14 protein-coding genes and 2 tRNA genes are annotated in these 24,286 nt (G+C 43.9%); 10 read left to right on the forward strand and 6 right to left on the reverse strand.

The genetic code is table 11. The features are described from left to right. The first annotated feature begins 2 nt into the window (after window positions 1-2). Together EZ437_RS02705 and EZ437_RS02710 are read left to right on the forward strand one after the other, a co-directional pair. Window positions 3-2,732 (forward strand): amidohydrolase family protein, encoded by a 2,730-nt coding sequence (locus tag EZ437_RS02705; protein ID WP_131593001.1) that lies wholly within the window; start codon window positions 3-5, stop codon window positions 2,730-2,732. After that, a complete protein-coding gene (locus EZ437_RS02710; RefSeq protein ID WP_131593004.1) occupies window positions 2,725-4,032 on the forward strand; it encodes an amidohydrolase family protein in 1,308 nt (435 codons plus the stop codon). The genes EZ437_RS02705 and EZ437_RS02710 overlap by 8 nt, the downstream gene beginning before the upstream one ends. Before the next feature lie 69 nt (window positions 4,033-4,101). Here EZ437_RS02710 and EZ437_RS21485 read toward each other — a convergent pair. Both EZ437_RS21485 and EZ437_RS21490 read right to left on the reverse strand, forming a co-directional pair. Continuing rightward, window positions 4,102-4,246: transfer RNA gene (locus tag EZ437_RS21485), tRNA-Asp, on the reverse strand. 67 nt (window positions 4,247-4,313) lie between these two features. After that, window positions 4,314-4,420 (reverse strand) — tRNA-Asp (locus tag EZ437_RS21490). A 154-nt stretch (window positions 4,421-4,574) separates the two neighbouring features. On the opposite strand from EZ437_RS21490, the gene EZ437_RS02715 reads away from it, so the two are divergent. The 6 genes from EZ437_RS02715 to EZ437_RS02740 all read left to right on the forward strand — a co-directional run bounded on the left by EZ437_RS02715 (window position 4,575) and on the right by EZ437_RS02740 (window position 13,263). Continuing rightward, window positions 4,575-5,048: an Lrp/AsnC ligand binding domain-containing protein gene (locus EZ437_RS02715; RefSeq protein WP_068889919.1), complete on the forward strand. Its 474-nt coding sequence runs from the start codon at window positions 4,575-4,577 to the stop codon at window positions 5,046-5,048. 9 nt (window positions 5,049-5,057) lie between these two features. Continuing rightward, window positions 5,058-5,648 (forward strand): RNA polymerase sigma factor, encoded by a 591-nt coding sequence (locus tag EZ437_RS02720; protein WP_131593006.1) that lies wholly within the window; start codon window positions 5,058-5,060, stop codon window positions 5,646-5,648. Between the two features lie 126 nt (window positions 5,649-5,774). Continuing rightward, window positions 5,775-6,896 carry a FecR family protein gene (locus EZ437_RS02725; protein WP_131593008.1) on the forward strand — a complete coding sequence of 374 codons (1,122 nt, stop codon included), beginning with the start codon at window positions 5,775-5,777 and terminating at the stop codon, window positions 6,894-6,896. Between the two features lie 211 nt (window positions 6,897-7,107). Further along, window positions 7,108-10,545 (forward strand): SusC/RagA family TonB-linked outer membrane protein, encoded by a 3,438-nt coding sequence (locus EZ437_RS02730; RefSeq protein ID WP_131593010.1) that lies wholly within the window; start codon window positions 7,108-7,110, stop codon window positions 10,543-10,545. A gap of 3 nt (window positions 10,546-10,548) precedes the next feature. Continuing rightward, window positions 10,549-11,994, forward strand: a complete 1,446-nt coding sequence (locus EZ437_RS02735) for a RagB/SusD family nutrient uptake outer membrane protein (protein WP_131593012.1) — start codon at window positions 10,549-10,551, stop codon at window positions 11,992-11,994. Between the two features lie 135 nt (window positions 11,995-12,129). Further along, on the forward strand, window positions 12,130-13,263 hold the full coding sequence (locus EZ437_RS02740; RefSeq protein ID WP_131593014.1) for a TlpA disulfide reductase family protein: 1,134 nt from the start codon (window positions 12,130-12,132) through the stop codon (window positions 13,261-13,263). Here EZ437_RS02740 and EZ437_RS02745 read toward each other — a convergent pair whose 3' ends face one another. Beyond that, window positions 13,264-14,304, reverse strand: a complete 1,041-nt coding sequence (locus tag EZ437_RS02745; RefSeq protein ID WP_131593016.1) for a helix-turn-helix transcriptional regulator — start codon at window positions 14,302-14,304, stop codon at window positions 13,264-13,266. A gap of 835 nt (window positions 14,305-15,139) precedes the next feature. Here EZ437_RS02745 and EZ437_RS02750 point away from each other — a divergent pair. Further along, window positions 15,140-16,234 carry a slipin family protein gene (locus tag EZ437_RS02750; RefSeq protein ID WP_131593018.1) on the forward strand — a complete coding sequence of 365 codons (1,095 nt, stop codon included), beginning with the start codon at window positions 15,140-15,142 and terminating at the stop codon, window positions 16,232-16,234. A 38-nt stretch (window positions 16,235-16,272) separates the two neighbouring features. Further along, a complete protein-coding gene (locus EZ437_RS02755; RefSeq protein ID WP_131593020.1) occupies window positions 16,273-17,694 on the forward strand; it encodes an RtcB family protein in 1,422 nt (473 codons plus the stop codon). Window positions 17,695-17,795: 101 nt separating this feature from the next. On the opposite strand, the gene EZ437_RS02760 is transcribed toward EZ437_RS02755, so the two are convergent. The 3 genes from EZ437_RS02760 to EZ437_RS02770 all read right to left on the reverse strand — a co-directional run bounded on the left by EZ437_RS02760 (window position 17,796) and on the right by EZ437_RS02770 (window position 24,283). Then, window positions 17,796-20,120 (reverse strand): Tex family protein, encoded by a 2,325-nt coding sequence (locus tag EZ437_RS02760; RefSeq protein ID WP_131593022.1) that lies wholly within the window; start codon window positions 20,118-20,120, stop codon window positions 17,796-17,798. Between the two features lie 102 nt (window positions 20,121-20,222). Then, window positions 20,223-21,209 carry a pyruvate dehydrogenase complex E1 component subunit beta gene (locus EZ437_RS02765; protein ID WP_131593024.1) on the reverse strand — a complete coding sequence of 329 codons (987 nt, stop codon included), beginning with the start codon at window positions 21,207-21,209 and terminating at the stop codon, window positions 20,223-20,225. Window positions 21,210-21,385: 176 nt separating this feature from the next. After that, window positions 21,386-24,283, reverse strand: coding sequence for a PD-(D/E)XK nuclease family protein (locus EZ437_RS02770; protein ID WP_131593026.1), 2,898 nt, complete (start codon window positions 24,281-24,283; stop codon window positions 21,386-21,388). Between the last annotated feature and the right edge of the window lie 3 nt (window positions 24,284-24,286).

Genomic DNA, 24,286 nt, shown 5'->3' on the forward strand with positions numbered 1-24,286 from the left:
TTATGAAGAGAACCTTACTCAGCTTTATACTGGTGTTTTTCGCTGTTTCATCGTTTGCACAGCAGACGTTTCCTGTAAATGGATCTTATGACATCAGACAGGGCCTGTATGCTTTTACCAATGCCAACATTGTAGTAAATGCAAGCCAGACAATTAAAAATGGAACCTTGCTGATTAAAGGACAACTCATACATGCTGCAGGCGCCGGAATTACTGTCCCTAAAGGATATGTAGTGATTGATCTGAAGGGAAAATTTATCTATCCTTCTTTAATAGATCCATTTACTGCGTATGGTGTGCCTGAAACGCCTGGAACCGCGGGCGGCCCGCGACAGTCGATCTTTACCTCTACCAAACAGGGCGCTTATGGATGGAATGAAGCGATCAGACCGGAAACACATGTGAACACACTATTTACGTCCGACAGTAAAAAGGCGGATGAACTGCGCAAAGCTGGTTTTGGCAGCGTAAATGTGGTCAACAGAAACGGAATAGCAAGGGGTACATCAGCTGCAGTATCCCTGAGCGGGGAGCGTGAAAATAACAGCATGCTCAACCCAAAATCGGCAGCTAACTATTCTTTCAATAAAGGGACTTCTCAAAATGATTACCCCAGCTCATTGATGGGTTCGATTGCATTGCTGCGCCAGACATATTATGATGCGGCCTGGTACGGAAAACAAAAGGAGGAATATAACATTTCGCTGGAAGAATTTAACGCGCAACAAAACATCCCACAACTATTTGAGGCCGATGGATGGCAAAATATATTGCGCGCTGATAAAATCGCAAAGGAATTTGGCAAACAGTATATCATTAAGTCTAACGGTGATGAATATCAACGGGTAGATGCTGTAAAGGCTACGGGTGCCAGCCTTATCATACCCCTGGATTTTACCAAGGCTTATGACATAGCCGACACGGTAGAAGCACGAAATATTTCACTGGCACAAATGAAGGCATGGGAAATGGCCCCTGCCAATCCTGCTGCATTGGAAAAAGCAGGTATCAGGTTTTCACTGACTGCCTTTGGACTGGATAATGTAAAAGACTTTTGGCCTAATATCCGAACGGCTATTCTTTACGGACTTTCTGAAAAACAAGCCCTCATGGCCATCACCGAAATTCCGGCAGCCATGATTGGCATAGCCGGCAAAACCGGCAGCTTGGAAAAAGGAAAACTCGCCAATTTCATCATCACGTCTGACAGCCTCTTTAAGAAGGACAACGTGATTGAGGAAAACTGGGTACAGGGCAAGCGTTTTATTCTTGATAAAAATGACAAGAAAGAACAAAAAGATAGCCTGAACAAGGTAATTGCAAAAGCTGAAGCTGCAAAGGCACCAGCGATAGGCGAGCTCATCTATCCTTTTACTGCTTTTGGCAACCGGACATCCCTGAAACAGGAAACAGTATTGTTAAAAAATGCAACGGTCTGGACCAACGAGAAAGAGGGTGTTTTAGAAAATACGGATGTGCTGCTGGAGAACGGCAAGATTAAATCAGTTGGCAAGAACCTAAGCGCAGGCAATGCAAAAATCATTGATGCGACAGGCAAGCACATTACTGCAGGTCTGATAGACGAGCATTCCCACATCGCCGGAACCGGAGGCATCAATGAAGGCTCCCAGTCTAATTCCGCTGAGGTACGCATCGCAGACGTGATCAACTCAGAGGATGTAAGCATCTATCGCCAGCTGGCTGGTGGGGTTACCACTTCCCAGATCCTGCATGGCTCTGCAAACCCAATAGGCGGACAATCGCAGCTGATCAAATTAAGATGGGGAAAGTTACCGGAGGAGCTGAAGTTCGCCGGTGCGGATGGTTTTATCAAGTTTGCCCTTGGAGAAAACGTTAAGCAAAGTAATTTTGGAACCGGGGCCCGTTTTCCAGTGACCAGAATGGGTGTGGAACAAACCTTTGTTGATGATTTTACCCGTGCAAAAGAGTATAAAGCAGCCATTTCAAAAAAAGGCAATAACGTGCGTAGGGACCTGGAGCTGGATGCGATAGCAGAGATCCTGGACAATAAGCGCTTCATTACCTGCCACTCTTATGTGCAGTCTGAAATCAATATGCTGATGCATGTGGCGGATAGCATCGGTTTTAAGATCAATACTTTTACGCATATTCTGGAGGGCTATAAAATGGCCGATAAAATGAAGGCAAGAGGTATAAACGCCTCGACATTTTCCGACTGGTGGGCTTACAAAATGGAGGTTGCAGAGGCCATCCCTTACAACGGAAAGATCATGCACAATGTAGGGGTAACTACCGCATTCAACTCTGACGACGCCGAGATGGCCCGGAGGCTAAACCAGGAAGCAGGAAAAGCGGTGCTTTATGGCGATGTGCCTGAAGAAGACGCCCTTAAATTTGTGTCTTTAAACCCTGCCAAAATGCTGCACATAGACGATAAAGTAGGGAGTATCAAAGTGGGGAAAGATGCGGATGTAGTCATCTGGTCTGATCATCCCTTATCTATCTATACAAAAGCGGAGAAGACCTTTGTGGACGGCATCGCCTACTGGGACATTGAACGCGATGCAGAACTGCGGAAAGCGCAGGCTGCCGAGCGTGCCGGTCTGATCAAAAAAATGCAGGACAATAAAAAACCAGGAGATAAAACCCAGCGCCCGCAGTCTGACCGCCCGCGCATTTACCATTGTGAAACTATAGAAGATTATGCTGCTGAACTTAATGATTTGGAAAGGAACCATGCTCATGAATAAATATATCATAACCTGCTTCATCTTTGCCCTGGCATTGAAGGGCATGGCGCAAGCCAATATCGCTCCCGCCGGCAAACAAAAGAAAAAGACCATTGTGATGGGCGCCAAGCTTCACCTCGGTACGGGCAAGGTGATTGAAATCGGCTATCTCATTTTTGACGAGGGAAAGATCACCGGTGTGGGGGATGCCACAGTGGCACGAATTGACATCAGCAGCATGGAGGTAATTACTGCCAATGGCAAACATGTATATCCGGGTTTCATATCCCCGGTTACCAATCTTGGCCTTTCTGAATTTGAAGCAGTAAAGGCAACACTCGATTTTACAGAAATAGGTAATTTTAATCCCCACATAAGATCGCTGATTGCTTACAATACCGACTCAAAGGTACCCGCCACTGTCAGGAGCAATGGCGTCTTGATGGCGCAGATCACTCCGCAGGGAGGGATCATTTCCGGAAGCTCTTCAGTGGTGCAGCTCGATGCCTGGAACTGGGAAGACGCAGCTATTAAAAAGGATAATGCCATGCACATGACGTGGCCGGCAGCCCCGAGAGCCGGGACGGGCGGAAGCAGGGCACAGTTGAACACCGACGCTTTAAAAGAGCGTACGCAGCGTTCCATCAGCGAGCTGGAACAACTATTTTCGGAGGCAAAAGCTTATGCCGAGATCCCCAAACCAGAGACCAGCAACCCAAGGCTTGCAGCAATGAGGCACTTGTTCGACGGCAAACAGAAACTCTTCATTACTGCAAATGCAGAAAAAGACATCCTTGCAGCGGTTAATTTCGCAAAGAAGTACGGCATCGTGCCCGTTATCAAAGGAGGGGATGAAGCCCATTTGATCACCGGGTTTTTAAAAGAAAATAATATAGCAATTATCATCAAGCAACCACATTCATTACCATCCAACAATGATGATGATGTGAACCTGCCATACAAAAGAGCAGGCATCCTGGCCAATGCGGGGATAAATGTGGTGATCAGCATAGACGACTATTGGCAGCAGAGAAACCTTCCTTTTATGGCAGGGACTGCAGCAGCATGGGGTGTAGACAGGGAAAAGGCCTTACAGATGATCTCATTGAATACCGCCAGAATCCTCGGGATAGATCAATCAGCGGGAAGCCTGGAAATAGGTAAAGATGCTACTTTCTTTATTTCGGCAGGTGATGCGCTGGACATGAAAACCAATAAAGTAGAAACAGCTTTTATTCAGGGAAGAAATATCAATCTGGACAACCTGCATAAGCAACTGGACAGGAAATTTAGCGATAAATACAACTCGGGGAAGAAATAAGCGGACAAAAAAAGAGTGGCCTCATCCAAGGTCACTCGTTTTTAACTAACTTATTATTCATAAAAAAACTGGCTGTTGGGGAAGGAGTCGAACCTTCAAGGGGTAGTTAGCTACAGTTCAAAAATTAATTTGTGGTCAACCCATAAACTGCGTTTGTCCATTTATCCCCACCACCGAGACAAGAAGGCGTGTCTGCCAATTTCACCACCCAACATTATATTAAAGTACTAACTTTGTAAACAGCCGGAAGTTTAGGTGATAAAATTCCTGCTGTTTACTAGCTGTAGGGGAAGGAGTCGAACCTTCAAGGAGTAGTTAGCCCTTACGGGTTTTCCAATTCTCCACCACCGAGACAAGGAGGTGCGTCTGCCAATTTCACCACCCTACAGAGTATAAGCAATTGTTAAAAGAACTAATTTTTTTCTGCTTGCTTGATACAAATGTAAGAACAAGTCCAATACGTTACAAATATTTTAAACAATTAATTTTATTTTTATAATATTTATAATTAATTTTGATAATGATTACCAAATATTAAAATGATGCTTAAAAAAGAAACACAAAATTTAGAAATTGATAACCTGGATATTGACATCTTAAAGCAACTGATGCAGGATGCAACCAAACCTTATACTGAAATTGCAAAGGATTTGATCGTTTCAGGTGGCACAATCCACGTAAGGATGAAAAAACTGCAGGAAATGGGTATTATCAAAGGCTCGCACTTGATCATAGATCCACAAAAAGCAGGCTATGATATCTGCGCCTTCCTGGGAATCTACCTCGAGAAAGGCATACAATATAAAGATGCAGTAGCACAGCTCAGTAAAATAAAAGAAGTTGTTGAGCTTCATTATACTACCGGGGCCTATAGCATGTTTGCCAAGATCATCTGCAGGGATACCAGCCACCTGAGACACGTACTCAATGAAGAAATCCAGGCTGTATCAGGCATTCAGCGTACGGAGACATTGATTTCACTGGAAGAGAGCATCAGAAGGCAGATTGAACTATAGCCATCACAAATGAACGCCTACAACGGTTATGACGATCATCACTTACTTGAGCTCCTTAAAGCCGGGGATGAAACTGCTTTCAACGAAATATACAGCCGATACGCTCCAAAAATACTTTATCAGATCAGCCAGATGCTTCGTGAGCAGGACGTCGCGAAAGACCTGACACAGGAACTTTTCATCACCATTTGGAATAAAGCGTCCAACATTCGCACCGGCGCCAATTTAGCCGGATACTTGTATGTAGCGGCTCAAAACAGCGTGTTATTGTATATGCGCAGGGGAAAATTTAAAAGCGACTACCTGACCTCCCTGGCCACCTACCACGATCAGATTGCCGAAGAATTCGAACAGGAGCCTGACGTGGAGAAGATGTATGCGCTTGTTCAGCGGGAAATCCAAAACCTTCCCCCAAAAATGAAACTCATTTTCGAGCTCAGCCGTAGACCTGACCTTTCGTACAAAGACATCGCTATGCAGCTGGGGATCGCAGAAAACACCGTTAAAAAACAAGTCAGCAATGCCCTGCACATCATTCGCAATAACCTCGGCGAACAAGGTTCTTCCGGACTGGTCTTAATCGCACTGCTCCGCCCTTAAAGCACTGCTTTGTGCCACCTGCACCTTAGAGGTAAAATTAATTTTAAATATTTTCAAATTAACCTACTACTTTTTCCAATTTGGGCATATTACTTATAGATCAGGTACAATAGCTGGTCAGGCAACATGAATCAAAAAGAAGCAGGTCAACTATTGGACAAATATTTACAGGGCAAAGCAAGCCAGCAGGAAGAAACGATCGTGCAATCCTGGCTGATGAATCAAACTGCCCGCAATCATGCGGAGGAGACCCCAGATGAATACATACTCCCATCTGAAATGTGGAGTGCGGTCTATCAATCTATTCATCAAAAGAAACGCCGCATTTGGCCGCGCACCGTTATTGCTGCTGCCATCGCTGTCATCGTCTTTGGCGCAGGGCTATTCTATTACAACCTAAATATTGACCGAGGCCCGCATGACCAAGCGGTTTACAAGAATGACGTTTCTCCTGGAAAAGTTGGCGCTACCCTGACGTTAGCAAATGGCAAAAAGATCAGACTTAGCGATGTGGCTAATGGAGCGATTGCAAAAGAAGCAGGTATCATCATTTCTAAAACTGCCGATGGACAGCTCGTCTATGAGGTGAAAGAAAATAATGCTGAAACCGGTAATACCAACACGCTTACAACGGCCTTAGGCGAAACCTATATATTAACCCTGCCGGATAAATCCAAAGTCTGGATGAATGCCGCTTCAAGTTTAACTTACTCAGCCACCCTGGGGGAGCGTGGGGGACGCAGGGTAAAACTGGAAGGCGAAGCATATTTTCAAATCACTAAGGATAAAGCGCATCCTTTTGTAGTGGAGAGCAGAGGCCAGACGGTGGAGGTGCTAGGTACTCACTTTAATGTAAACAGTTATGCAGACGAGGCAGCTATTACTACCACGCTCATCGAAGGTTCTGTAAAAGTAACTGCTAACGGACATCATCAGGTCATCAAGCCAAATGAACAGGCACTTTCTTCAGGCGGCAAGATAACCGTGCGGACAGTGGACGTAGAAGAAATTGTGGATTGGAAAGATGGGGACTTTTACTTCAACAACTTGAGTTTACGGAATGCTATGCGTAAGATCGCCCGATGGTATAATGTGAAGGTAGTATATGATGCTTCCGTACCTGAAGATATCGAATCTACGGGCTACATTTCCAGAACAAACAAGCTGTCATCAGTTTTAAAGCTGATTGAGAAATCAGGTGACGTGCATTTTAAGATCGAAGGAAAAACAGTATACGTCAGTAAATAAATCCATAATTATAATCAACTGAACTATTAACCATCAACAAAGGGAGAATGACAGAACATTTACGACAGAAAAGCTGAGGCTAAAAGAAAAGAACCAGAAGTGCGAAAACACCCCTGGTTACGATCCGGAACAATTAATTAAATCAATTAAAAACGCAGCAAGCCAATAGTTTTCGACGACCGAGGCTGACTGCTAAACCGAACCTAAACAAATGTATAAAAATTATACTAAGAAAATTGGTATGGCTGAACCGCTATACCGTAAAATAATGCTGATTATGCGATTAACCACCGTTATATTAATAGCATCCCTGTTGCAGGTCAGCGCAACTGGATTTGCACAAAAAATATCGCTCAGGCAAAACGACGTTACCCTTGAATCCGTACTGAAAGAAATCAGGAAGCAGAGTGGATATGACTATTATTATGGCAATAAGGTCATTTCTAAAACTCAGAAAGTAACGGTTACCCTTGCTAATGCCAGTGTCGATGAAGCTTTGGAACGCATTTTATCGGGCTTGCCATTGACTTATGAGATTGAGGGAAAAATGATTCTTATAAAAAGGAAAGAAGAAAGTTTTTTCGACAGGATTATTTCCAAATTTCAAGCTGTTGATGTTAAAGGTAAAGTTGTGGATTCATTGGGTAACGGGCTTGCCGGAGCTAATGTTGCCTTGAAAGGCGCTAAAGGATCTGCTACAAATACCGATAACAATGGTGATTTTTTACTGAAAAATGTAGCTCCGGATGCCACACTCGTCGTCTCGTACCTGGGGTATGTCACCAAGGAAGTAAAAGCAAAGGACGAATTCAACTATATCCAGCTTCAGCAAAGCACAAGTAAACTGGATGAGATTCAGATTCAGGCCTATGGAAAAACTTCAAAACGACTCAGTGTGGGCACCTCAACCACCGTAAAATCGGATGACATCGAACGCCAGCTGATTAACAATCCTATTTTGGCGCTTCGGGCCAAAGTCCCCAACCTGGTCATCACTCAAGCCAATGGACTTCCAGGATCTGAAATCACCATGCAGTTGCGAGGACAGAACAGTATGGGTGCATGGTCTGCGAGATCTGAACCGCTCATAGTGTTAGACGGAGTACCCTTTGAGAATACGATGTCAACAAAAGACGGCAACTATGGTGCTGTAGGTGACCGGATGTCAGCACTGAGCCTCATTGATCCAAATACTATTGAACAAATTGATGTTCTGGCAGATGCGGACGCAACGGCTATTTATGGATCAAGAGGAGGTAATGGGGTGGTTATGATCACGACCAAAAAAGGAAAAGCAGGGCCTGCCCAGGTCAGCGTAAACCTGGCTTCCGGCTACAGCCAGGTGCCGGGAAAAAGCAAACTAAAGCTAATGAATACGCAGCAATACCTTGAATTGAGAAATGAAGCCCTGGCAAATGACGGCTTGACACCTCAGATCGCAGATCCCGACGGGGATGGATACGCACCAGATTTGTTGTTGTGGGACCAGAACCGGTATACGGACTGGCAAAAAGAATTGATTGGTGGAAATCCTCGCTGGCAGCAGGCCAGCTTATCCGTAACTGGAGGAACGAATTTGATGCGCTACCTGATCAGCGGAAATTATAAGAGTGACGGCGTACCCTATCCGTCAAGCTTCCAAGGAGCCAAGGCGAGCGAAAATAAGCTTGCATCCGGGCATATAAACTTATCCGGAAACTCTGCGGACGGCAAGTTTACAGCAGGAGTCGATTTGACCTATTCATATAATGATCGGTCGGGTACTCAGACCGACTTAACCAAACCAGCGATGCTACTGCCACCGAATGCCCCGTCCATTTATTCGGAGAACGGGGAATTAAACTGGGAGCCTAACTTGCAGGCAAATCGAGCCACCTGGAGAAATCCATACTCAGCAATGCTAAACATCACAGACGCTGCTGCCAATACCATAATTGCCAATGTCAATACAGGATACCGGATAACCCCTGAGCTCCAGATTAAAATATCTTCAGCCTTCACGACAATGGTACAGAACCAATTTGCTGCCACTCCATTGGCAGGGCTTGATCCATTTAGCAATAAAGACGATTATTATGGCAAGTCTCAGAGGATAAACAACACGAATAACTCCTTTACCCTTGACCCTAATATCACCTATCAAAAGCAATTAGCGGGTGGGGAACTCAATGCCATTGCTGGTATAACCTATCAGGGGCAGACAAGTAAAAGTGAAACACTACAGGCCGGCGGTTATACAGATGATGCTTTACTCAAGGATTTAACTAAAGCCAGTGCCCCATTTGGCGGCTCACCCTACTCCGCTTATAACAGAACTTCTGAATACAAATACTTGCGGGTTTTTTCCAGGCTCAATTATGTACTGGCAGACAAATACATTGCTAATTTTTCTTTCAGCAGGGATGGCAGCAGCAGGTTTGGTCCTAAAAACAAATATGGTAATTATTGGTCCACAGGGCTGGGCTGGATTTATAGCAATGAAGCAATAGTGAAAGAAAAGCTGCCTTTTTTAAGTTATGGTAAGGTCAGGATGTCTTATGGTACTACCGGACAAGATGGGATCGGCAACTATCAGTACCTGGAGCAGTATTCGAGCAGTCCGCAAAACACCTATGACGGGACTTTTGTATTGGATGGACAAGGAGTGATCAACCCCTATTTCAAATGGGAAAACGTTAAAAAACTGGATATAGGATTCGATTTCGGCTTTTTTTCCGATGCAATTGTTGCTTCCGCGACTTATTGGAGAACACGGACATCTGATCAGTTGATCCCTATTACAACGGCATCTACAACAGGAGCCGGACAGTATTACCTAAATTTAGATGGAGGCACCCAAAACTACGGCTGGGAATTTTCAGTTAACTCTGAAAACATCAACAATAAGACATTCAGGTGGAGTTCTTCTGCAAATTTAGGATTACAGAACGATAAACTGTTGAAATTATCACCTTACACTGTGCTTAACTACCTTTATAGCAGTTACTATATCCATAAGGGAATTGACCCGATCGGAAAAACATATACCAAATTAATTGGGGTTCCGGCTTATATAGGTATCGATCCGGAAACTGGTCTGTTTCAATTTTTGAACGCTGAGGGGCAACCCGGTAACAGTCAGGAAATGGATGCCTATGGAGCGCCTGTAAAAATCAACCCATTGACTTTAGGTCTGACAAATACCTTTTCGGTTGGCAATTTCACCCTGATAACGGATTTGCAGTTTAAAAAGCAGCGGGGAAGAGGCTATATTGTAGATTTTTTTCCACCAGGACGCCTGGATATGCCGGCGGCTTACGGCAATATGCCTGAAATATTTACCGATCGCTGGAGAAAGCCAGGTGATGACGCAAAATTTCAGAAAGTGAGCACCAATATTTACGATGTAACGGATGGCTGGAATGGCTTTGAACTAAGTGATGCGAATTATGTCGACGCTTCTTACATCCGCTTAAGTAACGCTGTATTCAGTTATAGCTTACCTAAAAAGCTGATCGATAAATTGAAAGTTCGCAGCGCCAGCATCAATATCACAGGTCAGAACCTGTTTACCATTACCCCGTACAAATTCGGAGACCCCGAAACGCTAAATTACTATGCGTTACCTATGCTACGCTCGTTTACTGCAGGTTTCAACTTAAACTTTTAAAAGATGAAAAAGACGATACAAAATACAATTTATACAGCTTTTCTGATTTTGCTGACGCTAGCTGGATGTAAAAAAGCGCTGGAGGTAGATTTACCTGTCGAAGTTTCTACAGCAGAAGCAGTTTATGGAAGCACGATAACTGCTTCCTCTGTAATGAAGGGGGTATACAAGAGGCTCCAAGGGTATGGCCCGCTCAATGATGCTACCGGGACAACGATCCTGACCTCATTACTTGGTGATGAATTTAAGGCAAACGGTGGCTCGCAATATCAAAATCTGCCAATCCCACTGGGGGGACGTTGGAATGACTGGTACCGAAAGGTCATTTACCAGGTGAATTCTGTAATGGAAGGCGTAGCTGCTTCCAAAAAGTTAAATCCAGGTGCAAAAGATATATTAACTGGCGAGGCCAAATTCATCAGGGCGTTTAGCTACTTCAACCTGGTAAATATTTTTGGTGACGTGCCTTTGGTGCTAAATACAGATTTCAACACCAATGCCAACATTGCACGCAGTCCTACGGCAAAAGTCTATGAACAAATGGTAGCTGATCTATTAGACGCGCAACGGTTATTGCCGGAAAAATACTTAAAGCCAGATCTGATAACTGAATCTACAGAACGCGTAGTTGCCAGCAAATTCACTGCAACTGCGTTACTGGCACGAGTATATCTTTACATGGGTCAGTGGGATAAGGCAATTGCCGAGTCGGATAAAATTATTGGACGAGCTGACTTGTTTAAATTGGTTGACCTGGATAAAGTATTTCTGATGAATAGCCCCGAAGCGATCATGCAATTTCAAACCGGAGATGGTCCTGTCGGGGAAGATGCCATGAATACTGCGGAAGGTAGAGTCCTAATTCCTCGTCAAAATGACAATGGCAAATATAACGTGCCAAACTACTGGATCAGCGATTTTTTGTTAAATGAGTTTGAAGCAGGCGATAAGAGAAAAGACAACTGGATCAACTTGATTCCTACAAATAATACCGCCAAACCTATTTATCCGATTGCCTGGAAGTATAAGGTGGGACAAAATTTAGGTCCTCAAAGCGAATACTACATGGTGCTCCGATTGGCTGAACAATATTTGATCAGGGCTGAAGCAAGGGCACACATGGGTAACATTGGAGGAGCCTTTGAGGATTTGAAGGTGATACGCCAAAGAGCGGGCCTGGGCGATTCGCCTTATGCGAACGTTTTTGAAGCTATCGCACACGAGCGATATGTGGAACTTTTCGCTGAACTGGGACATAGGTGGTTTGACCTGAAGCGTACTGGAAAACTAGATGACAGAATGAAAATTGTGATGCCTACCAAGCAAATAGGAAACGGACCGGTGCCTACCTGGGAACCTTTTAAAGCGGTGATGGGTATTCCCTACACAGAATTTAAACTCAATCCGGCACTGATCGGACATCAAAATCCGGGATATCGGGAAAATTGATAAGGTGGCGTCGTCATGATCTTCTATTAATGCTCGAAGTCGGCGGGTCTTTTGATTCGTCGACTTATTCAAGAAGTTTTCTGCCACATTCTCTATGTTCCCATGTAATATCAGAACCAATTTAAATTAAAAACTATGAAAAAGATACTTCTTTTGGCTTTGGCATTTACGCCCATATGGGCATGGTCCCAGCGCAATAATTTTACGATAGCCGGGAAAGTTGAACACCTGACAACAACTGCTAAAGCTTATTTGAAATATGACGCAGGAGGCAAAACGATAGTAGACTCTGTCCTGTTTGAGGGTAATGCGTTTGTGTTTAAAGGAAGCATAAAAGACCCTGCTAAGGCTGAAATTATGGTCGACCACAAAGGTCTGGGGATGAAAAAGCTCAGTTCAGATAATGTTGACATCTTAAGCTTTTACCTCAATAAAGAACATATTACTTTGACCGCAAAGGATTCTATCAAAAATGCAACAATCACCGGATCAAAAATCAATGAGCAGCATCAACAGTATAGCGCGCTGCTTAGGAAATCCGAAAATGATATTGCAATGCTCAACACAGAATTCGATGCTTCAGATGAAAACAAGAGAAAAGATCAAATCTTTCTGAATCAACTTCAGTCCAGGTATGATAAACTACAGGAGGAAAGAAAAACACTTCAGTATGCTTTTATAAACAGAAATAATGATTCTTATGTCAGTCTCCTTGCGTTGATTGAAATTGCAGGGACCGACATGGACGTCACGAAAATTGAACCCGTCTATAAAACGCTGAGCAGCCGTTTACAAGGTACGCCGACTAGTCAGGAATTTTTGAAATCTATCGATGTCGCCCGTGCAACAAATATCGGGGCAATTGCACCTTCCTTTACACAAAATGATGTAAATGACAGGCCCGTTAAATTAACAGACTTTAGGGGGAAATATGTATTACTGGATTTTTGGGCAAGCTGGTGCGGACCTTGCAGGACAGAAAACCCCAATATAGTAAAGGCCTTCAATGCTTTTAAAGACAAAAACTTCACGGTACTTGGGATTTCCTTAGACCAGCCTGGTAAAAAAGCTTTATGGCTGCAGGCTATTGAAAAAGACGGTTTAACTTGGAGCCACATCTCTGATCTTAAGGCCTGGGACAACGCTGTGGCCAAGTTATACGGAATCCAGTCAATTCCTCAGAATTACTTGATCGATCCCAGTGGAAAGATCATAGCTAAGAACCTAAGTGGTGAGGAGCTGACTAAGAAATTGGCATCATTACTTTAATTAACCATAGATAACTTGACTTTGAAGAGCGTTGTCATATTGACCGGCAGCGCTTTCAAGTCTCTTTTTAATCCTTGATTGAAGATTACGTGGAGAAAGTACTTTCATGCATTCCCCAAATCCAAGGATCTCTCTTTCCAGCTCAAAGTTCAGTACTACGTCGATACGGATTACCGCTCCGTCTTCATCTTGACTCAGTAGCTGCTGACTATGGTGCAGGGGCTTGGTCAATACATAAGGTGCATTGAGTTTGTTTATTTTTAAAACCACTTTCTGGGCCCTGTCTTTTTCAGATTTGGTAACCCCAAGCAAATCATCAAAATACCGGTCGAAATCGATTCCCTTGTATTCAATATATGCTTCTTTTGTAAGCTCTTGAAAGTCGACAATCCGGTCAAGCGCCATTGTTATGAGTGCCTTCCCTCCTCTTGCATGGACCAAGAGGAACCAGCGGTTCCTGTATTCCTTTAACAAATATGGATAATATACGTTACGGCTGGGCTGCTGTGCTTTGAAGGATTGGTACTCGATCAATAGGGCTTTCTTCCTTAGTATCGCTTGGTATAGGGGATTGAGATGTTCCAATCCGCGCAACTGCTTGTTACCTTCAAACTGAATAAAGTTTTGATCGGGATGGGCTGATTTATTCAGGTTATTTTCCAGTTTGGTAATCACTTCGCTCATCTCATCGAAATAATTAAATCCATTAAACTGTTTCAGCAGGCCAACGATTTCCTTCATCTTATCCACATCTCCTGCATTGATCGGAACCTTTGTGATGCTGTATGCCGGATCACTATAACCATAAAACTTCTTGTCGGTCACTACAATTGGCGCATTGTATCCCAGCTTGTCACTGCGCATCAACTGGATATCTGCTTGGATGGTTCGCTTACTTACACCTGAAGTAATCCCTTCATACTCATACAGCGTGTTTGCCACACGCTCAATGATATCATCTAAAGACCATTTACGAAATCTGTTCTTAAGACATTCGTCTATCGTTTTGTAGCGTATTAATGCAAGTTTGTTTACTGACATAAAAGAATTGATCTAAAAGACTATTGCATAAATATAGAAAATGGAAATGACTACGCAATACAACTGCGCACATTAATCAAAAAACAATAGCCTTCAGTCCAAATTTAAAATTAATAAGCTGAAAAACAGGGGTATAAAAAATATATCGAGAAAGAGACACACTACGCAAATGTGCTGCGCAGTACCAGCCGCATCTTTGTAATGTCAGCAATGACAATAGTTCTTTGAGAAATAAACAGTACAAATGTACTTCAAGATATTCCCCTGAGGGAATGGCAATTTGAAAGGATAAACATCCATAGTTGAGGGTTTCTATACAGCCCCATAGTATTGAGCTGATTAGCAGCAATATTCTGATGTTTAGAATGAAAGATTGTCTCAATTTGTGTGTCGCGGGTTCGAATCCCGCTCCTGGTCAAACAGGATAACTCAGTCCGGTAGAGTAACAAACCCAGTGCAGGTTCGAATCCTGCTTCCGACCAAAATAGGAACGCAATTGGTAGCGCGCTATGGACTTAAACCCCTAAGCAAAAGAAGGGTAACTTTTCAAATCCCCAAACACCCTGAAGCACAAAAAAGACATTAAGCTTACGACCAAAGCGATCAAACGCATTTAATTCGGTTAACGCGCTCAACGCTCTTAATGCGCTCGAGGCTTTAGAACGTAAGCAATTTAATTTATACCCTGAAAGCATAAATAAAGCTGACCATCTTGAGACCCTATAGTCTACAGAACGGATAACAAATCAGCAATCATTGATACTTCCGTATAAAATAAATGAATGTCTTTAATGTGTTTCCTTTAAAATTAAAACCACCTTAAAAAGAATATAATATGAAAAGAGTAACAGTAAACACCAATTCAGCAGGGTTGGTTTACAAGAAAAAAGAATTAAAAAGAGTATTGACAGCCGGAAATTACTGGCTGGGATTTGGAGAAGAAATGGAAGTTTATGACCTATCTAAAACTTTCATTGCCTCCACCGAACTGGATGTACTTTTACTCAATACGGATTTCCGGGAATTGGTTACCGTGGTAGAAGTCAGGGACAACCAAATAGCATTGGTTTACCAGAATGCCAATTTTAAACAAGTATTGACTGCAGGAAAATATGCGTTCTGGAAAGGGTTGAACAACTATTCCTTCATTACCGCAGATCTGAGCAAATATGAGATCACAGAAACCATTGATAAAAATACATTAGAAAGGTCTCAATTGTTAGCTTTTATTAAAGCCTTTAAGGTAGAGGCTCATGAAACCGGATTGATGCTGGTGGATGGCAACTTTGAGAAAGTACTGAGCCCAGGCAATTATATCTTCTGGAAAAACAGCACGGTAATCCAGGTCTTGAAGACCGACTTAAGGCAATTGAGCATGGAGATCATTGGACAGGAAATATTAACGAAAGACAAAGCGCAATTAAGAATTAACTTCAGTATTCGGTACAAGGTTGTGGATGCAATAAAAGCATTGCTGGAAAACAAGGAATTTGAGAAGCAATTGTATGTCATCATCCAGCTCGGATTAAGAGAATTCATTGGAAAAATGACCTTTGACGAACTGATGGAAAACAAAGATAAAATCTCAGAAAGTGTATTGAGCATCTCGGCAGAAAAAGCTAAAACGCTCGGTGTTATTTTGCTGGACTGCGGCGTGAAAGACATTGTTTTGCCAGGAGACATCAAGGACATCATGAACCAGGTATTAATTGCGGAAAAGAAGGCCCAGGCCAATCTGATTACGAGAAGAGAAGAAACTGCATCAACAAGAAGTTTGCTGAATACAGCTAAACTAATGGAAGATAATGCCATGCTCTACAAGCTCAAAGAGATGGAGTATGTGGAGAAAATTGCAGAAAAGATCAATAACATCAGCTTGTCGGGTAGCGGACAAATTGTAGACCAGTTAAAACAAATATTTGTAAAATAAGTAATGTCTTTAAAGGCATTACTTTTAGAAAGAACAACATGAAAAGAGCTATCAACGGAAATGACCTGTTATCAATTGGCTATAAACCGGGGACAATACTGGGACTAGCTATTAAAACAGCCTCAAAGTTGAAGGATTTACCTTTCAACGAAGCCACTGCGCTACTAAAAAAGGTGAAGGACTACCCTGAAAATTTCCTGGACGATGAGATCATGGAACCCCTGGCTGCCGCGATGATTGAGGCAGCTAATGCGCCTGCTGATGAAGTCATTGAATTAAGGAATAAGATGATCGCCTACACCCAATACGGCGAAAAATATATTGAAGAGGGAGCTACTAAACAAATGGACATAGCCATGAAGCTTCCTGTGGCAGTTGCCGGCGCATTAATGCCTGATGCCCACCAGGGATACGGTCTGCCGATTGGCGGCGTACTGGCTACACATAATGCGATTATCCCATATGGTGTAGGCGTGGATATAGGTTGCAGAATGGCCCTTACTATATTCGATATTCCGGACAATCATTTTTACGGAAATGAAGCATACTATAAAAGGGAACTGATTGCGCACACCAAATTCGGCGCAGGCCATGGATTCCATGGTCGCGAAAAAGCAGACCATTCGGTGATCGACAACCCTGATTTTAATGCTAACCCCCTACTGAAGCAGCTGAAAGACAAAGCTTATAGCCAATTGGGAAGCTCCGGCGGAGGCAACCATTTTGTAGAATGGGGCATAATTGAATTTGAACAAAAAGATGAATTCCTGAACATCAATAAAGGCAAGTATCTCGCGCTCCTGAGCCACTCAGGGTCCAGAGGATTTGGAGCTACCATAGCCGGTTATTATACCAAACTTGCAAAGGAAATATGTAAGCTGCCTCAAGAAGCCGCAAACCTGGCATACCTGGATATGAACAGCTCAGAGGGACAGGAATATTGGCTGGCCATGAACCTGGCCGGAGACTACGCCTCTGCCTGCCATGAAGTCATCCACGATAAATTGAGTAAAGCCGTTGGCGCAACTATCCTGGCCAAAGTTGAAAACCATCACAATTTTGCATGGAAGGAACTGTACCAGGGACAGGAGGTGATCGTTCACCGCAAAGGCGCAACTCCTGCAGGAAAAGGCATAATGGGAATCATACCCGGCTCTATGACCGCACCAGGATTCCTGGTAAGGGGAAAGGGTGTAGAAACAGCCATCAACTCAGCTGCACATGGCGCCGGGCGACAAATGAGCCGGTCCAAAGCTATCAAAAGCATATCTAAGGATGAGATGCGGAAGGTGCTGCAAGACCATAATGTAATGCTGATCGGAGCTGGTTTGGATGAAGCACCCATGGCTTATAAAGACATTAATATGGTAATGAATGCACAACAGGAACTGGTCGACATCATCGCAAAATTCAGCCCTAAAATCGTCAGAATGGCCGACGACGGTAGCCGCGAAGATTAGGCGCTAAAAAGAAAATTACCTTCTCAGAGAAGACATAGGAACAATTGATGCCCTTCAGCATCACTTTTTCCCGTCTTCGAAGAGAATGGTCATTTTCTCCTTTATTTAAACATATCCTTCAGCGCCTGAAGCTTCATCTGCAGATCCCCATCCGGTAGCGGCTTTTCCTTTTGCCCTCCTTTATGGTTATTCTGCGGCTTGGCCACTTGCTTGTGCTGAGGACTATTAGGCTTGGATGCCTTCGCAACCGGCTTTTTCAACTTGGCATCAGCGTTCCTCTTTACCTGCTTAGGCTTCGCTTCTGCCTGCTTCATAGAAAGAGAAATACGTTTTCTGGCTACATCCACTTCTACTACAGTCACTTCGACCTTCTGATGAACTTTAACCACTTCATTGGCACTGGCCACAAAGTTCTGCGACAACTGGCTGGTATGTACCAAACCATCCTGATGCACACCTATATCTACAAAAGCACCGAAATTGGTAATATTAGTTACAATTCCCTGAAGTTTCATACCCGGTTTGAGGTCTGCAATTTGATTAACACCTTCAGTAAAGCTAAAAATCTCAAACTGTTCACGCGGATCTCTTCCAGGCTTGGCCAATTCGTTCATGATGTCATTTAATGTAGGCAAACCTATCTCTTCACTTACATATTGCTGTAGCTTAATCTGCTTCCGCAATTCCGGGTCTCTCATCAACTGAGCTACACTACAGCTCAGGTCTCTCGCCATCTTATTTACCAGCGGATAACGCTCCGGATGAACAGCACTGGTATCCAGTACCTGCTCCGCATTTCTGATCCTTAAGAAACCCGCAGCCTGTTCGAATGCTTTATCTCCCAAACGGGGCACTTTTCTCAGGCTTTCCCTGTTTTTAAAGGCCCCGTGCTCATTGCGGTAAGTAACAATATTCTGTGCCAACTGAGGACCAAGACCAGATACATAGGCAAGCACCTGCTTTGAAGCCGTATTTAATTCAACCCCTACCGCATTCACACAGCTCATCACCGTATCGTCCAGCGAAGCTTGCAGCTTAGTTTGGTCCACATCGTGCTGATACTGTCCTACCCCAATAGATTTAGGATCTATTTTAACGAGTTCAGCCAATGGGTCCATCAGCCTGCGGCCAATAGAAACTGCTCCCCTAACAGTAATATCATGATTAGGAAACTCCTGTCTGGCTACATCCGATGCAGAATAAATAGAGGCCCCATTCTCATTTACCATCACTACAATTATATCCAGCAGGTTCAGTCCTCTTACAAAGACTTCTGTTTCCCTGCCAGCAGTCCCATTACCAATGGCAATGGCTTCTATTTCATATTTTTTGCAAAGATTCTTCATGATCATGGCACTTTCCTGTACCCCTCTTTGTCCATTGTGCGGAAAAATAGTAGTGTTTTCCAATAGCTTCCCCTGCTTATCCAGGCAGGCTACCTTACAACCGGTACGGAAACCCGGATCGATAGCAAGGATATTCTTTTCGCCCATTGGCGCAGCAAGCAATAGTTGTCTGGCATTTTCAGCAAATACACGTATTGCTTCCTCATCCGCTTTGTCCTTAGACAAGCGGTTGACCTCTGTTTCCATTGCAGGCCCCAGCAAACGCTTATAGCTATCCTGTATAGCCAGTTTAACCTGCGCTGTGCTTGAATTGGCAGCTGTTACAAACTGTCTTTCCAGAATATGGATGGCACCCTCTTCAGCAGGCATACTCTCCACCTTTAAAATACCCTCGTTTTCTGCTCTTTTAATAGCAAGGATTCGGTGGGATGGCGATGACTTAAGGGGTTCATTCCAGTCAAAATAGTCTTTATACTTGATCCCTTCTTCTTCTTTTCCCTTTACCACTGTTGATTTCAATGAAGCTTGTTGCTGAAAATAGTTCCTCATCGAAGTCCTTGCCTCAACATTTTCATTGATGACCTCTGCAATGATGTCACGGGCACCAGCCAGTGCATCTTCTACCGACGTCACTTCCAGCGCTTCATTCAGGTACTTAGCTGCAGATGCCTCAGGATCACCCGCCTTTTGTTCAAGAAGCAGGAGTGCCAATGGTTCCAGCCCTTTCTTGCGTGCTTCAGATGCCCTGGTTTTACGCTTAGGCTTATATGGTAGGTAGATGTCTTCGATCGTCGCAATATTAGTTGCTGCATTAATCAGCGCAGCCAATTCAGGTGTTAACTTATCCAGCGCCCCCAATGCTTTTAAAATGGCTTCTCTCCGCTTATCCAGTTCCCGCAGCTGCTGAAACCTGTCACGAATAGCGGCAACCTGAACTTCATCCAAACTTCCCGTCACTTCTTTCCGGTAACGTGCTATAAAAGGAACGGTAGCTCCTTCGTCCAGTAATTCAATAGTTGCGATAACCTGCTTTTCTGCTACTGTCAATTCAGCAGCAATAATTGTAGCGTGATTGCTCATCTTAATCTCTATTTTGTCTTATAAAACACAATGGCGCCAAAAATAACAAAAAATCCCGCAGGGGGTTAGCCAACGGGATTATATTTATTTTTATAAACGGTCTTATTTTGCTACGTACATCACTTCTTTTACTGCTTTAACCACTTTTTCAGCGTTAGGCAGACTCGCAGCAATCAATGTAGGTGCATACGGAAGCGGCACATCCGCACAGGTAATGCGCAATACCGGGGCATCCAGGTAGTCAAATGCATTTTTCTGCACGTTGAATGCAATCTCAGAAGAAATAGAAGCCAGCGGCCATGTTTCTTCCACAATTACCAAACGGTTTGTTTTCTTCACAGAGTTGATGATCGTTTCAAAATCAATCGGACGTACGGTCCGCAAATCGATCACTTCTACGCTGATCCCTTCTTTAGTCAATTCTTCTACAGCAGGATTTACTACACGGGTCAGCATTTTACCAAATGTTACGATCGTTACATCGGTACCTTCCTTAACCACATTGGCTTTACCAATAGGAATGTAATATTCTCCTTCAGGAACCTCTCCTTTATCACCATACATCACTTCAGATTCCATGAAGATCACCGGATCCGGATCAAGGATAGACTGTTTCAACAAGCCTTTTGCCTCATAAGGAGTAGATGGAACCACCACTTTCAAACCAGGACAGTTGGCATACCAGTTCTCAAAATTCTGAGAGTGCTGCGCACCAAGCTGGCCAGCGTTCCCTGTCGGGCCGCGAAATACGATCGGCACTGAGAACTGACCACCACTCATTGAAAGGATCTTTGCTGCTCCGTTAATGATTTGATCTATAGCAACCAATGAGAAATTGAATGTCATAAATTCTATGATCGGAACTAATCCGTTCATTGCCGCACCTATACCGATACCGGTAAAGCCCAGCTCAGCAATTGGCGTGTCAATGATGCGTTTATCTCCAAACTCATCCAACATTCCCTGGCTAACTTTATATGCGCCATTGTATTGTGCAACTTCCTCGCCCATCAAAAAAATGTTTTCATTTTTACGCATTTCTTCGCTTAAGGCTTCACGCAAAGCTTCTCTAAATTGAATTTCTCTCATTGTATATTCCAATATTAACGACTGCAAACTTAGATAAAATTGCTTTTAAATGCAAGTTTATCGATTGCTCCAGGACCTTTGAAAACAAAGTCGTTACAAGAAGAAATATCCTTCTTCAGCAGCCGTATTTTGTCTACACTATCTTACCCGCAAATTGGCCAAAATAATTTGGTAAATCACATTCCGCACAGAGTTAAATATGGAGAATAAGCAAATCCGGCTTCATTTTGTGTAGGCGTGAAAGGGACCTCCTCATCAAAGAGTTCCGCTAGTTTTAATTTCACCAGTTCAATAAAATCTGCTTTTACACTTTCCAGGTGCTCCCCGCTGAGCTTCAGTTTATCTTTTCCCTGTATAAAAAAGGTTCCTTCTTTGCGCATATTTCTGATGCTGTAAAGATTGGGCTCCACCAGACTTTGCGCATTTGCCTGCTCAAATACATGGGTATAAAACAATGTCTGCACCAGCGCCTTATTCTGCTTGCTGCCGTTTGTATCAAATGCATCTTCCAGGTTGCTGTACCTTAGGTTGTCAGCCCCGGTCTTATAGTCTACGATCCGGGTTACCCCGTTTTTACGGTCGATCCTGTCTACAATACCAAAAAGCAACACGTTCTTCTCAACCCCTCTCACTGAAAAACTAAAAGGCACTTTGTCGGCCTTTTCCAGCTTCAGGATCTCAAAAGGGGCCTCATCTTCATCGTAGTTTAGGATCAGACCGGCATATTCCATCACTATAGCCAGCACCACCTTTTGCATCCCGTTATGGTTGACTTGAAAGTCCTCATTTTTAAAGATCACATGGGCAAATCCTTTTTTCACAAGCTCAGGGAGTTCTTTTCTGCGACAGACGATCCGCTCTTTGGTAATGACCGGGTCTTCCTCCTGTAATTCCTCATAAAAGTGCTGCATCACATAGTGAAGAATGGATCCTATTTCATTGGCCTCCAGATTTTCTGAAATCTCTTCCGGCTCTTTTATTTTGGCAATATAGCGGTAAAAAAACTGTAGCGGACAGTTGATATAGGCTGTCAGCGCAGAGGCGGACAGTGCGGTTTCCCCGCGGAGGTATTTGTTCAATACTACCATTACCTGCTCATCTTTCTCCACGCGTATGTCCCGTCTTTTCTCCGTTCTGACCTGCTGTTTCTGATCCAGATAATTAAAGGTATACCCGCTTTCATATTCCAGTTGCCTCAAAAACCGTGTAGGCTCTCCGGTATTGGTATCATCTGCATGTGCGTTGTATACCAGGCTTACTTTTTTACTGCGCTGCAACAAGCGGTAAAACATATAGGCCGAAATGGCGTCCTGGTTCTCTATTACCGGCAGTCCGTAGGCACGCCTGATGCTATCAGGTATGAAACTAGGGGATATACTGGTCTGCGGCAGTAGCCCCTCATTTACCCCAAGAATGTAAATATGTTCAAAATCGAGACTCCTGCTCTCCAGTAATCCCATCACCTGTATACCCTGCAGCGGCTCGCCGGTCAAGGGTACAGAAATACCCTGCACCGCCTTTTGGATCAGGGACAAAACAAACAGCAGTTCCTTACTGCCCACCAGGCCTGGCAGATAAGCAGCAAGTGCATCATGTAATCTATTGAGCTCTTTTAGGACAGCTACAAAAAGATCTGCTTCTGTTTGCCGCAATGTTTTTTCTGAAAGCTGTTTTTCCAGAATCCACTTAAACACCCCTTGCAGCACATTGATGGCTTCAGTGCCGCTACCGATCCTGGTAAAGAATAAAGCAAGCAAGCCCTTCTGGCTTTGCAGGCGCAGCAAAGGTACTTCCGCCAGTTGCTCGGCCAATAGCTTCTGCTGGATCCTGGCCCGCATCTGTTCCGTTATTCCAGTGAGCGGATGCGAAAGAAATGCGGCTACATCCGCGTGGTATACCGTTTCTTTTTCCGCTTGTATCAACTGACTTTGTACGCTCAGCCAAAGATCGGCCAGGCCGAACAAGGAGGAGGCGACCAATGGATAACCCATGGTCACATTCAGGTTGACCGGACTGGTCTTTCCGGCTGACGTATAGTGTGTACGGATGGTCTGCAGCACAGGCAGCAGCAAACTTTCATCGGCAAGTATCAGTGCTATTTTACCTGCATTATTGTTTTCCTTCAACATCGGGTAGTCCTGCTGCAAGACTTCATGCAATATTTTCGCCTGGGCTACCTGGCCCTGGGTCCTGTAGACGTCGACGGTCTTGGCATTAGCCCTGATGAGGTCTTTACTGGCACCCATCGCATTGATCAAGCCCGATTTTTCCAGGTTCCTCCTCAGGAAAAGACCCGCTTCCTGCACCGGATCGGCTATATAATAGGTATCCGTATCAAAATAGAAAAGGGATTTTCCTTCTGTCTGCCAGCGTTTAAAAACCGCTTCCTCAGCCCGGCTGAGGGCATTAAACCCAACAAATACCAGCTTTTTGAAGTCTTTGGTAAAATCCTTTTGACTGTGCTGTGCAGCAGCCAACTGCCGGTATACATGGCCCATCGTGGTCAGACCTTTGTCTTTTAAGTCCTGGTGATAACCGGAGTACAACAAAGGCATCCTGCGCCACATTCTGATAAACTGCTCCTGTTGCTTTTTCTGTTTGCCTTCGGCATACGAGTTCCAGAATCCCTTTAAAAACTCCTGCTGCTCTTCTGTCAGATAATCAAACTGGTAGTCGATCTCTGCGAAATCTTCCAGTTGCCGGAACAGCCTTTCCCCGTCTACCAGGTCATTGTCTATTTGGGAAAAATCACTTAAGATGATGCGGGCTATCGGATAGAATTTTGCTGGTTCTATTGGATTCTCCCCATCTTTAGCTACCAATTCATTGTATTTTTCGTACAGCACAAAAAACTGGGTAAAAGCATCAGCGATCTTCAGGTCTGTAGAAAGCGCAAAAAACTCCTGAATGGTGAAAAAGGAAGGACTCCAGAACGGCTTGCCTATCAGTTCGGCCAGATGATTTTGCAGATACGGTACAGGTCGCTTATTGTTGAAAATGATGGCTGTATGTTCCAGGTCATTTCCCAGTTTCGCGATCAGGTCTTCTGCTACCTCTTTTAAAAATGGCTTCATGTG

Origin of the sequence: Pedobacter psychroterrae (assembly GCF_004331695.1) — a bacterium.
Taxonomy (GTDB): domain Bacteria; phylum Bacteroidota; class Bacteroidia; order Sphingobacteriales; family Sphingobacteriaceae; genus Pedobacter; species Pedobacter psychroterrae.

What these genes read in the sequence shown, in the direction of transcription:
- EZ437_RS02760 (WP_131593022.1), bottom strand. Translation starts at nt 20,120, where the DNA reads ATGAGCAATCACGCTACAATTATTGCTGCTGAATTGACAGTAGCAGAA.
- EZ437_RS02735 (WP_131593012.1), top strand. Translation starts at nt 10,549, where the DNA reads ATGAAAAAGACGATACAAAATACAATTTATACAGCTTTTCTGATTTTG.
- EZ437_RS02740 (WP_131593014.1), top strand. Translation starts at nt 12,130, where the DNA reads ATGAAAAAGATACTTCTTTTGGCTTTGGCATTTACGCCCATATGGGCA.
- EZ437_RS02755 (WP_131593020.1), top strand. Translation starts at nt 16,273, where the DNA reads ATGAAAAGAGCTATCAACGGAAATGACCTGTTATCAATTGGCTATAAA.
- EZ437_RS02725 (WP_131593008.1), top strand. Translation starts at nt 5,775, where the DNA reads ATGAATCAAAAAGAAGCAGGTCAACTATTGGACAAATATTTACAGGGC.
- EZ437_RS02770 (WP_131593026.1), bottom strand. Translation starts at nt 24,283, where the DNA reads ATGAAGCCATTTTTAAAAGAGGTAGCAGAAGACCTGATCGCGAAACTG.
- EZ437_RS02750 (WP_131593018.1), top strand. Translation starts at nt 15,140, where the DNA reads ATGAAAAGAGTAACAGTAAACACCAATTCAGCAGGGTTGGTTTACAAG.
- EZ437_RS02720 (WP_131593006.1), top strand. Translation starts at nt 5,058, where the DNA reads ATGAACGCCTACAACGGTTATGACGATCATCACTTACTTGAGCTCCTT.
- EZ437_RS02710 (WP_131593004.1), top strand. Translation starts at nt 2,725, where the DNA reads ATGAATAAATATATCATAACCTGCTTCATCTTTGCCCTGGCATTGAAG.
- EZ437_RS02715 (WP_068889919.1), top strand. Translation starts at nt 4,575, where the DNA reads ATGCTTAAAAAAGAAACACAAAATTTAGAAATTGATAACCTGGATATT.
- EZ437_RS02745 (WP_131593016.1), bottom strand. Translation starts at nt 14,304, where the DNA reads ATGTCAGTAAACAAACTTGCATTAATACGCTACAAAACGATAGACGAA.
- EZ437_RS02730 (WP_131593010.1), top strand. Translation starts at nt 7,108, where the DNA reads ATGTATAAAAATTATACTAAGAAAATTGGTATGGCTGAACCGCTATAC.
- EZ437_RS02765 (WP_131593024.1), bottom strand. Translation starts at nt 21,209, where the DNA reads ATGAGAGAAATTCAATTTAGAGAAGCTTTGCGTGAAGCCTTAAGCGAA.
- EZ437_RS02705 (WP_131593001.1), top strand. Translation starts at nt 3, where the DNA reads ATGAAGAGAACCTTACTCAGCTTTATACTGGTGTTTTTCGCTGTTTCA.